The organism is Bacteroides sp. CAG:189, from assembly GCF_000432295.1.
In the GTDB taxonomy this organism is placed as follows: domain Bacteria; phylum Bacteroidota; class Bacteroidia; order Bacteroidales; family Bacteroidaceae; genus Bacteroides; species Bacteroides salyersiae.
Genome location: NZ_HF991126.1, coordinates 72,968 through 83,763, shown reverse-complemented (window position 1 = coordinate 83,763; position 10,796 = coordinate 72,968). Strand labels below are relative to the sequence as shown.

Sequence of the window (10,796 nt, the reverse complement as noted above, 5' to 3'; positions counted from 1 at the left end):
CCCAGCCGATGTAGGCGATCTTGTACGTACAATTATTGTAGACAGTACTGTGACCTGCCGTATGAAACGTGCAGATGTCATCGACAATGCCAATATCCGTCCGGGCGATGTGATTGTTGGTCTTGCTTCTTACGGACAAGCCACGTATGAAAAAGAATACAACGGTGGTATGGGAAGTAACGGACTGACCAGCGCCCGTCATGATGTATTTGCCAAATATCTGGCGGAAAAATATCCCGAAAGCTATGATGCAGCCGTTCCGGAAGAACTCGTTTACTCCGGCGGATTAAAATTGACGGATGAAGTAGAAGGTTCACCGATCAATGCGGGTAAGCTGGTACTCTCTCCCACCCGCACATATGCTCCGGTAGTAAAGAAACTGCTGGATGCGTTACGTCCCGAGATCCACGGTATGGTACACTGTTCGGGCGGCGCCCAAACCAAAGTGCTGCATTTCGTAGACAAAGTACGTGTAGTGAAAGATAATCTTTTCCCCGTTCCTCCGTTGTTTAAGACCATCCAGGAACAGAGCGGCACAGACTGGGCGGAAATGTATAAGGTATTCAATATGGGACACCGTCTCGAAGTATACCTCTCACCCGAACATGCCGAAAAAGTGATTGCCATCAGCGAATCTTTCGGTATCCCCGCACAAATTGTAGGACGTATTGAAGAAAGCGATCAAAAAGAATTGATTATCAAAAGCGAATTCGGAGAATTTAAATATTAAATAATGTGCCAATAGGATAATGTGCCAATTAGAGAATGAAAGAATGAAGAAATTAAAGAATTAAAAAATTCAGCAAATTATTCAGTTAACACATTCCACATTATTTTAGCGCAGCCAATTGGCATATCGGCACATTAGCACATTGGCACATTATTTTATGGCACATTGTCCTTAATCAAATTAATAATTTTCATGGCAGATAGTAACAATATATTAGAAAAATTAGATGGTCTTGTGGCTCGTTTTGAGGAAGTTTCTACCCTCATTACCGACCCGGCAGTGATTGCCGACCAAAAACGTTACGTCAAACTAACCAAAGAATATAAAGAACTTGACGACCTGATGAAGGCCCGCAAGGAATACATACAAACATTGGCCAACATCGAAGAAGCCAAAGACATACTTGCCAACGAATCGGATGCCGACATGCGTGAAATGGCAAAAGAAGAATTGGACAATAGTCAAGAGCGCCTCCCCGAACTGGAAGAAGAGATAAAAATCTTGCTTGTACCGGCAGATCCACAAGACAGCAAAAATGCCATTCTTGAAATACGTGGTGGTACGGGTGGCGATGAAGCTGCTATCTTCGCCGGTGATCTTTTCCGCATGTATGTTAAGTTCTGTGAGTCTAAAGGCTGGAAACTGGAAGTATCCAGTGCAAATGAGGGAGCAGCTGGTGGGTACAAAGAAATTATTTGTAGTATCACAGGAGATAACGTATATGGAACAATGAAATATGAATCGGGAGTACATCGTGTACAACGTGTACCTGCCACTGAAACACAGGGACGTGTGCATACTTCCGCCGCTTCCGTAGCCGTACTTCCCGAAGCGGAAGAGTTCGATGTTGTGATCAATGAGGGAGAAATAAAATGGGATACGTTTCGTTCCGGTGGTGCCGGTGGTCAGAATGTGAATAAAGTAGAATCGGGGGTTCGCCTACGCTACATCTGGAAAAACCCGAATACGGGTATTTCCGAAGAAATCCTTATCGAATGTACGGAAACCCGTGACCAACCGAAAAACAAAGAACGTGCTCTCGCGCGTCTGCGTACCTTTATCTATGACAAAGAGCACCAAAAGTACATTGACGACATTGCTTCCAAACGCAAAACAATGGTTTCTACCGGCGACCGTTCTGCTAAAATCCGTACTTACAACTATCCGCAAGGACGCATTACCGATCACCGAATCAATTACACAATCTATAACCTTGCCGCATTCATGGACGGAGATATCCAAGAATGTATAGACAAGTTGACGGTAGCCGAAAATACGGAACGCCTCAAAGAGAGCGAACTATAAAAAAGGGAGAACTCAAAAGAGAGAAGGGAGAATTGAGAGGGGAGAAGGAAAGAAGAGAGAGAATTTTCAACCGTAAAATTGTAAATCGTAAATATAAAAGATGAATAAACAAAAATTATTTGAGAATATCAAACGCAAAAAATCATTCCTTTGCGTTGGGCTTGATACAGACATCAAAAAAATACCGGATCATCTCTTGGATGAAGCCGATCCGATCTTCGCTTTCAACAAAGCAATTATTGACGCAACTGCCGATCTTTGTATCGCCTACAAACCGAATTTGGCATTCTACGAAAGTATGGGTGTAAAAGGCTGGATCGCTTTTGAAAAAACAGTGAAGTATATCAAAGAAAATTATCCCGACCAGTTTATCATTGCCGATGCAAAGCGCGGTGACATTGGAAACACATCTGCAATGTATGCCCGTACCTTCTTTGAGGAACTGAACATAGACTCGGTTACCGTTGCTCCATACATGGGTGAGGACAGCGTTACACCATTTCTGACCTATGCGGGTAAATGGGTAATTCTTCTTGCTCTCACCAGCAACAAAGGTTCACACGATTTCCAATTGACAGAAGATATCAATGGAGAGCGTCTTTTCGAAAAAGTATTGCGGAAATCACAAGAATGGGCCGGTGATGAACAAATGATGTATGTAGTAGGTGCTACCCAGGGACGTGCCTTTGAAGATATCCGTAAAATTGTTCCTAACCATTTCCTTCTTGTACCCGGTGTAGGTGCGCAAGGCGGTTCACTTGAAGAAGTGTGCAAATATGGTATGAACGATACTTGCGGATTAATCGTAAACTCTTCCCGTGGAATTATTTATGCAGACAAAACCGAAAACTTTGCACAAGCAGCCAGAAAAGCCGCACAAGAAGTACAGGAGCAAATGGCAAAAGAGCTGAAAAAAGTGATTAACGATTAGTCATCACCAATCACTTACCACTAATTACATGGCTTACGAAAGAAAGATAATAAACGATCCGGTATTCGGATTCATCAACATACCGAAGGGATTGTTGTATGACATCGTACGACACCCCCTTTTACAACGATTAACCCGTATCAAACAAGTAGGATTGTCGTCGGTAGTATATCCCGGAGCACAGCATACCCGTTTTCAACATTCATTGGGAGCTTTCCACCTGATGAGCGAAGCCATTATGCAACTTGCTTCTAAAGGAAACTTTATTTTCGACAGTGAAGCAGAAGCAGTACAGGCGGCAATCCTGTTACATGATATCGGACACGGTCCTTTCTCACATGTACTTGAGGACACGATTGTAAAAGGCATATCGCACGAGGAAATTTCCCTTATGCTGATGGAACGTATGAATAAGGAGATGAACGGACAACTCAGCCTTGCGATACAAATATTCAAGGATGAATATCCCAAACGCTTCCTTCATCAACTCGTAAGTGGACAGTTAGACATGGACCGTCTCGACTATTTACGCCGGGACAGCTTTTATACTGGAGTCACAGAAGGTAATATCGGATCTGCCCGTATCATAAAAATGCTCGATGTAGCGGATGATCACCTAGTGGTAGAGTCCAAAGGTATCTATTCTATCGAAAACTTTCTTACGGCCCGTCGGTTGATGTATTGGCAAGTATATCTGCACAAAACATCGGTAGCCTATGAGCGGATGCTCATCAGCACTTTGCTACGGGCAAAAGAGCTTGCCCGTAAAGGAGTGGAGCTATTCGCTTCACCGGCGCTTCATTTCTTCCTGTACAATGATATCGATCCGGAGAAGTTTCATAGTAATCCCGAATGTCTGGAGAATTTCATCCAGTTGGACGACAACGATATATGGACTTCGCTTAAGGTATGGAGTACCCATCCGGACAAAGTGCTCTCTACGCTCAGCCTCGGAATGATCAATCGCAATATCTTTAAAGTGGAAATATCTTCCGAACCCATTAGTGAAGAAAGGAAAAAAGAATTAACTTTGCAAATAAGCCGGCAATTAGGCATCACACTTTCCGAAGCGAACTATTTTGTTTCTACCCCCAGCATCGAAAAGAATATGTACGAACCGGCAGATGATAGTATTGACATTATCTATAAGGACGGCACAATCAAAAATATTGCCGAAGCATCGGATATGTTAAACATCTCGTTGCTCTCCAAAAAGGTAAAGAAATACTATATCTGCTACCAACGTTTGCATATACAAGTATAAAATATTCATTAAAGAGTAAGGATATATAAAAAAAAAGTCCGTTATTTGTGCTCTGATAGAGGTGCGCATACAAAAGCCGCCCTTATCGGACATATAAAAAACGGAAAAAAATCATATAATAATAGAGTAAAAACATGGAGTTTTCGGCTAAGCAAATTGCAGCATTTATCCAAGGAGAAGTTATAGGAGATGAAAACGCAACTGTACATACGTTCGCTAAAATAGAAGAAGGAATACCAGGAGCAATTTCATTCCTTTCCAATCCGAAGTATACACCTTATATATATGAAAGCCAATCCAGTATCATACTGGTAAATAAGGATTTTGAGCCGGAACATGAAATAAAGGCTACTTTAATAAAGGTAGACAATGCCTATGAAAGCCTCGCCAAATTAATGAATCTCTACGAAATGAGTAAACCTAAAAAACAAGGTATCGACTCATTGGCATTCGTCTCTCCCACTGCACATATCGGTGAAAATGTATACGTCGGTGCTTTTGCCTACATCGGAGAAAACACCGTTATCGGAGATAATACCCTCGTCTATCCGCACACTTATGTAGGAGATAATGTGAAGATCGGCAGTAACTGCCTTCTTTATTCTAACGTAACCATCTACCACGACTGTCATATAGGTAATGAATGTGTCTTACATTCAGGTGCAGTAATCGGAGCAGACGGTTTTGGCTTCGCACCGACTCCGCAAGGTTACGAAAAGATTCCCCAAATCGGCATCGTTATCCTTGAAGACAGAGTAGACATTGGTGCCAACACTTGTGTTGACCGTGCAACGATGGGAGCTACAATCGTTCACAGTGGTGTTAAGCTGGATAATCTTGTTCAAGTAGCACACAATGATGAAATAGGTTCACATACGGTCATGGCAGCCCAGGTAGGAATTGCCGGTTCTACTAAAATAGGAGAATGGTGTATGTTCGGTGGGCAAGTAGGTATCGCCGGCCATATCAAAATCGGTGATAAAGTGAATCTCGGAGCACAATCCGGTGTACCGGGCAGTATTAAATCCGAAAGCCAGTTAATTGGTACTCCTCCGATGGAACCGAAGCAGTATTTCAAAGCAGCCGTCGTACATAAAAACTTACCTGAACTACAACAAGAACTGCGTAATCTACGCAAAGAACTTGAAGAATTAAAACAACAACTAATAAATAAGTAACCAATGCTGAAACAAAAAACTCTGAAGGATAGCTTTTCACTGAGAGGAAAAGGTCTTCACACTGGTCTTGATCTGACAGTAACGTTTAACCCTGCGCCCGAAAACCACGGATATAAAATTCAGCGTATCGATGTGGAAGGACATCCGGTCATCGATGCTGTGGCAGACAACGTGACAGAGACGACACGTGGTACTGTGTTAGCCAAAAATGGAGTAAAAGTAAGCACCGTTGAACATGGAATGGCAGCTCTTTATGCCTTAGGCATAGATAATTGTCTTATTCAAGTAAACGGTCCGGAGTTTCCTATTCTGGACGGTAGTGCACAATATTACGTACAAGAGATAGAAAAGGTCGGCATAGAAGAGCAAAATGCTGTCAAGGACTTTTATATAATCAAATCAAAAATCGAATTCCGCGACGAGGAGACTGGTTCGTCTATCATTGTATTGCCGGACGAAAATTTCAGTCTGAACGTATTGGTATCCTACGATTCTACTATCATCCCTAACCAGTTCGCAACACTGGAAGATATGAATAATTTTAAAGAGGAAGTAGCTGCCAGCCGTACATTCGTATTTGTCCGTGAAATTGAACCGTTACTATCAGCCGGACTGATCAAAGGAGGTGACTTAGACAATGCCATCGTTATCTATGAACGCAAAATGTCTCAAGAGAGTTACGATCAGTTGGCAGATGTCATGGGAGTTCCCCACATGGATGCCAACCAATTGGGGTATATTAATCACAAACCATTGGTATGGCCTAATGAATGCGCCCGTCACAAATTACTCGATGTCATCGGTGACCTTGCCCTTATCGGCAAACCCATCAAAGGCCGCATCATTGCAACTCGTCCGGGACATACGATCAACAACAAGTTTGCCCGTCAGATGCGCAAAGAAATCCGTTTGCACGAAATACAGGCTCCCATATACAACTGCAATGAAGCGCCTATCATGGATGTAAACCGCATCCGCGAACTGCTTCCTCACCGGTATCCATTCCAGTTGGTAGATAAAGTGATTGAAATTGGTGCCAACTATATTGTAGGAATCAAGAATGTCACTTCCAATGAACCCTTCTTCCAAGGTCACTTCCCCGAGGAACCGGTAATGCCCGGTGTACTTCAGATAGAAGCAATGGCACAGATCGGAGGATTGCTCGTGCTCAATTCAGTAGACGAACCTAACCGCTATTCTACTTATTTCATGAAAATAGACGGTGTGAAATTCCGCCAAAAAGTAGTACCGGGAGATACCCTTATCTTTCGGGTAGAACTGTTAGCTCCTATTCGGCGAGGCATATCCACTATGAAAGGTTACGCTTTCGTAGGTGAAAAGGTAGTATGTGAAGCGGAATTTATGGCTCAAATAGTAAAAAACAAATAAATTATGATAAGTCCCTTAGCGTATATTCACCCTGAAGCAAAAATCGGGGAAAACGTAGAGATCGGTCCTTTCGTTTACATCGATAAAAATGTGGTGATCGGCGATAATAACAAAATTATGCCCAATGCCAATATTTTATACGGTTCGCGTATCGGTAACGGAAATACTATTTTCCCGGGTGCCGTTATCGGTGCTATTCCACAAGATCTCAAATTTCGTGGAGAAGAAAGTACTGCCGAAATCGGAGACAATAACCTCATTCGCGAGAATGTAACCATCAACCGTGGTACGGCAGCCAAAGGAAAAACCATCGTTGGCAATAATAATCTTCTGATGGAAGGAGTGCATGTAGCCCACGACGCTATCATTGGCAACGGCTGTATTATCGGAAACTCTACTAAAATGGCGGGAGAAATTATCATCGACGATAATGCCATCATCAGTGGCGCCGTATTAATGCACCAATTTTGCCACGTAGGCGGATATGTTATGATTCAAGGCGGATCACGTTTTAGTAAAGACATTCCCCCTTATATTATTGCCGGACGCGAACCCATTACTTACAGTGGTATCAACATCATCGGTCTCCGTCGCCGTGGATTCTCCAATGAGGTAATTGAAAACATTCATAATGCTTACCGCATTATCTACCAAAGCGGATTAAATATTTCCGATGCCCTTACAAAAGTGGAAGCAGAGGTAGAGACGAGCCCGGAAATAGAATATATTATCAGTTTTATACGCAACTCGGAGCGAGGAATTATTAAATAACAAATCTGTCTATTGGCATATTATATATATTGAAAATTTAAAACATTATCATTATGATATACAGATTTACCATCATATCTGATGAGGTGGATAATTTCGTCAGAGAAATACAAATTGATCCGGAAGCCACTTTTTATGACTTCCATGAAGCGATATTGAAATCGACAGGGTATACCAACGATCAGATGACCTCATTTTTCCTTTGTGACGACGACTGGGAAAAGGAGAAAGAGATTACATTGGAAGAGATGGATAATAGTCCGGAAATAGACAGTTGGGTAATGAAAGATACGACCCTCAGCGAACTGATTGAGGATGAAAAGCAGAAACTGCTCTATGTATTCGATTACATGACAGAACGTTGTTTCTTCATAGAACTGTCTGAAATCATCACAGGAAAAGAGATGAAAGGCTCTAAATGCACAAAGAAAACCGGAGATGCCCCCAAACAGACCATGGATTTTGAAGAAATGGCTGCTGCCAGTGGTTCATTGGATTTGGATGAAAATTTCTACGGAGACCAGGATTTCGACCTTGAGGACTTTGATGCCGAAGGTTTTGATATAGGTGGCGGTACACCTGATGCAGGATCCTTTGAAGAAGAGAAATTATAAGCCCCAATAATATCGGATTTACGATTAGACGATTTACTATTTACGATTGGAAGTACTACTCTTCCAAGTGGCCAATCCTCTAATCGTAAACCGAATTATATGCCCAAACCCTAATGGGGTTTTCTCTCCCCAATCTTGTAATCATCCATCACCTCCCCTTACGGAGACATCAATAAAGCAAGGTTCTTCAATCGTCTAATTGTAAATTATCTAATCGTAAATCCTTTTATGCCCTCTCCTATCCTTATCGTCCTTATTGGCCCTACCGGAGTTGGAAAGACAGAGCTAAGCCTCCGGTTAGCGGAACATTTTCATACAAGCATTGTTTCTGCCGATTCCAGACAGATCTATGCAGACCTTAAAATAGGTACTGCCGCCCCTACCCCGGAACAATTGAAACGGGTACCTCATTATTTGGTAGGTACACTAAAACTCACTGATTATTATAGTGCTGCGCGTTATGAGGAGGAAGCAATGACCATCCTCGAAAGACTATTTCAAGAACATGAAGTAGTCATTCTCACAGGAGGGTCGATGATGTATGTGGATGCCATATGCAAAGGTATTGACGATATTCCTACCGTAGATACAGAGACACGGGAGATGATGCTGCAAAGATATGAAGCGGAGGGACTTGAGAATCTCTGCTCCGAACTGAAACTGCTCGATCCGGAATATTACAAAATTGTCGATTTAAAGAATCCCAAACGAGTCATCCATGCCCTCGAAATTTGTTATATGACAGGGAAAACCTATACTTCTTTCCGGACACAAAAAAGAAAAGAACGCCCTTTCCGCATTATAAAAATAGGATTGACACGTGACCGGGCCGAACTTTACAATCGCATCAACCACCGGGTAGATGTAATGATGGAAGAAGGGTTGCTTGAGGAGGTCCGGAATGTATATCCCTATCGCCCGCTTAACTCACTCAATACAGTAGGCTACAAAGAAATCTTCAATTATCTGGACGGAACTTGGGAACTCCCTTTTGCCATTGAGAAGATAAAACAGAACTCACGTATCTATTCGCGTAAACAGATGACCTGGTTCAAACGGGACGAAGAGATACAGTGGTTTCACCCTGATCAGGAAAAAGAGATCATGCAAGTACTACAAAATATGGGATATCATTAAAGAAACGACAACTCACCGATCAAGTCACAAATCACCGGTAGAAAGTTCCACCTGTATTTTTGTACCTTTTCCCGGAGCAGTATCTATTCTTAATTGTCCTTTCAGATTGCGGACTCGCTCTCTAATGATATTCATACCAATACCTGTGCCTTTGCGTTCTTTATCAAAACCTTTCCCGTTATCAGCAACCATAATCTCTATTCTGTTCTCATTCCATAATAAGCTTATGTCTATCCGGCTGGCTTCCGCATGTTTCAACGCATTTCCGGTGACCTCCTGTATGATGCGATAAATCTCCAATCCTGTATTTTGCGGTATGTTTTCCCATCCTTCTTCCGGTTGAATTGATAATGTGATTTCTGTCTTGCCCGGTTTATCGCGTTGCGATACATAATCCTCCAATATTTCCGGTAGGGTGGCATACTTAAACACAGGCGGCATCAGATCATGCGAAATAGCCCGTACTTCCGTATGCAATGTTTTAAGAGTATTCATTATTTCTTGAGGCGTACTTTTACCTCCCTCTATCTCCATACGGATAGCCACCAATTCATTCGATACATTATCATGGAGTTCACGGGCAAGACGATTACGTTCTACCTCCAATCCTTCCAGATAAGACTGCACCCTACGTTGCCGCGCCTCGTTCACCATAACTTGAAATTCATTTTCTTTTTCTTCCAATTTGGCTTTCTGAAGTTCTATAGTCAGATCAGCCTCCTGTTGTTTCAAATCGGCAATCTGTAACAGATGAGCATTCAACCTCTGACGCGAACGGTAACGAACGGCTAACAGGAAAATAACAACCAATGCCAGTACCATCATCCCTATCACAAGTTGGTTGATACGTGCACGCTGTTCACTAAGTACGGTAAGCTGCTTTACGTTACGTTCGGCCTGATCCAGATTGTACTTCACGCGAAGTGTGTTTATCTCTCTTCGCGTATTTTGTTCATACAGCCGTCTGGAAAACAGCATGGATTGGCGTTCGGCTTCCAACGCTTTATCATAAAGTTTCTGTTCCTCATATACTTTGGCAAGTATCAAATAGCTGGAAACAATGGATTCATCATAATTTATCTGTTTTTCTTCACTTAACGATTCCAGTTGTTCCAACGCAGTCCGAAGACTGTTTTCTGCCTGTGAATAATCTCCTAAATAATAAGAGATCATTCCCGAAATATATAAGATACGCGCATCCGAATCGAACTGTTTCGGATTCATCAATTTCCGCCCTGTCTCAAAGCAGTTTCTCGCTTCCTGAATCTTTCCCTGAAAGCAATAAATGAGTGCCTGACTAAGATAATTATCCGATATCTGATGACCTACATCATATGGATTATCCGTCGTATTGTATACATCAAACGCTAAATTATTGTACATGGCAGCCGAATCGAGGTAAGCAACATCTTTCGTATTCGCATAATGTACATAATAATATTGAGCCTGCACGGATAATTTCAAAATCTGCTGAACC

9 protein-coding genes and 1 pseudogene (1 of these 10 cut by a window edge) are annotated in these 10,796 nt (G+C 42.2%); 9 read left to right on the top strand and 1 reads right to left on the bottom strand.

Translation table 11 applies throughout. From position 1 onward, the window contains the following. The 9 genes and pseudogenes from QVP90_RS19500 to miaA all read left to right on the top strand — a co-directional run. A pseudogene (locus QVP90_RS19500) lies at positions 1 to 730 on the top strand (AIR synthase-related protein); it begins 466 nt to the left of the window's first position. Positions 731 to 922: 192 nt separating this feature from the next. After that, positions 923 to 2,035, top strand: a complete 1,113-nt coding sequence (prfA, locus tag QVP90_RS19495; protein WP_005925335.1) for a peptide chain release factor 1 — start codon at positions 923 to 925, stop codon at positions 2,033 to 2,035. 100 nt (positions 2,036 to 2,135) lie between these two features. Next, on the top strand, positions 2,136 to 2,966 hold the full coding sequence (pyrF, locus tag QVP90_RS19490) for an orotidine-5'-phosphate decarboxylase (RefSeq protein ID WP_021937364.1): 831 nt from the start codon (positions 2,136 to 2,138) through the stop codon (positions 2,964 to 2,966). Positions 2,967 to 2,994: 28 nt separating this feature from the next. Continuing rightward, on the top strand, positions 2,995 to 4,230 hold the full coding sequence (locus tag QVP90_RS19485; protein ID WP_005925341.1) for an HD domain-containing protein: 1,236 nt from the start codon (positions 2,995 to 2,997) through the stop codon (positions 4,228 to 4,230). A 134-nt stretch (positions 4,231 to 4,364) separates the two neighbouring features. Further along, positions 4,365 to 5,408 carry a UDP-3-O-(3-hydroxymyristoyl)glucosamine N-acyltransferase gene (lpxD, locus tag QVP90_RS19480; protein ID WP_007478592.1) on the top strand — a complete coding sequence of 348 codons (1,044 nt, stop codon included), beginning with the start codon at positions 4,365 to 4,367 and terminating at the stop codon, positions 5,406 to 5,408. Between the two features lie 3 nt (positions 5,409 to 5,411). Continuing rightward, positions 5,412 to 6,797, top strand: a complete 1,386-nt coding sequence (locus QVP90_RS19475) for a bifunctional UDP-3-O-[3-hydroxymyristoyl] N-acetylglucosamine deacetylase/3-hydroxyacyl-ACP dehydratase (RefSeq protein WP_005925347.1) — start codon at positions 5,412 to 5,414, stop codon at positions 6,795 to 6,797. A 3-nt stretch (positions 6,798 to 6,800) separates the two neighbouring features. Beyond that, positions 6,801 to 7,568 (top strand): acyl-ACP--UDP-N-acetylglucosamine O-acyltransferase, encoded by a 768-nt coding sequence (lpxA, locus tag QVP90_RS19470; protein ID WP_005925350.1) that lies wholly within the window; start codon positions 6,801 to 6,803, stop codon positions 7,566 to 7,568. A 53-nt stretch (positions 7,569 to 7,621) separates the two neighbouring features. Further along, complete coding sequence (locus QVP90_RS19465) at positions 7,622 to 8,182, top strand: IS1096 element passenger TnpR family protein (protein WP_005925353.1); 561 nt, start codon at positions 7,622 to 7,624, stop codon at positions 8,180 to 8,182. 228 nt (positions 8,183 to 8,410) lie between these two features. Then, positions 8,411 to 9,319, top strand: a complete 909-nt coding sequence (miaA, locus tag QVP90_RS19460) for a tRNA (adenosine(37)-N6)-dimethylallyltransferase MiaA (RefSeq protein WP_007478593.1) — start codon at positions 8,411 to 8,413, stop codon at positions 9,317 to 9,319. Between the two features lie 24 nt (positions 9,320 to 9,343). Here miaA and QVP90_RS19455 read toward each other — a convergent pair. Then, positions 9,344 to 10,796: tetratricopeptide repeat-containing sensor histidine kinase (locus QVP90_RS19455; protein WP_288204936.1), on the bottom strand; the 1,453-nt coding region annotated here is incomplete at its 5' end.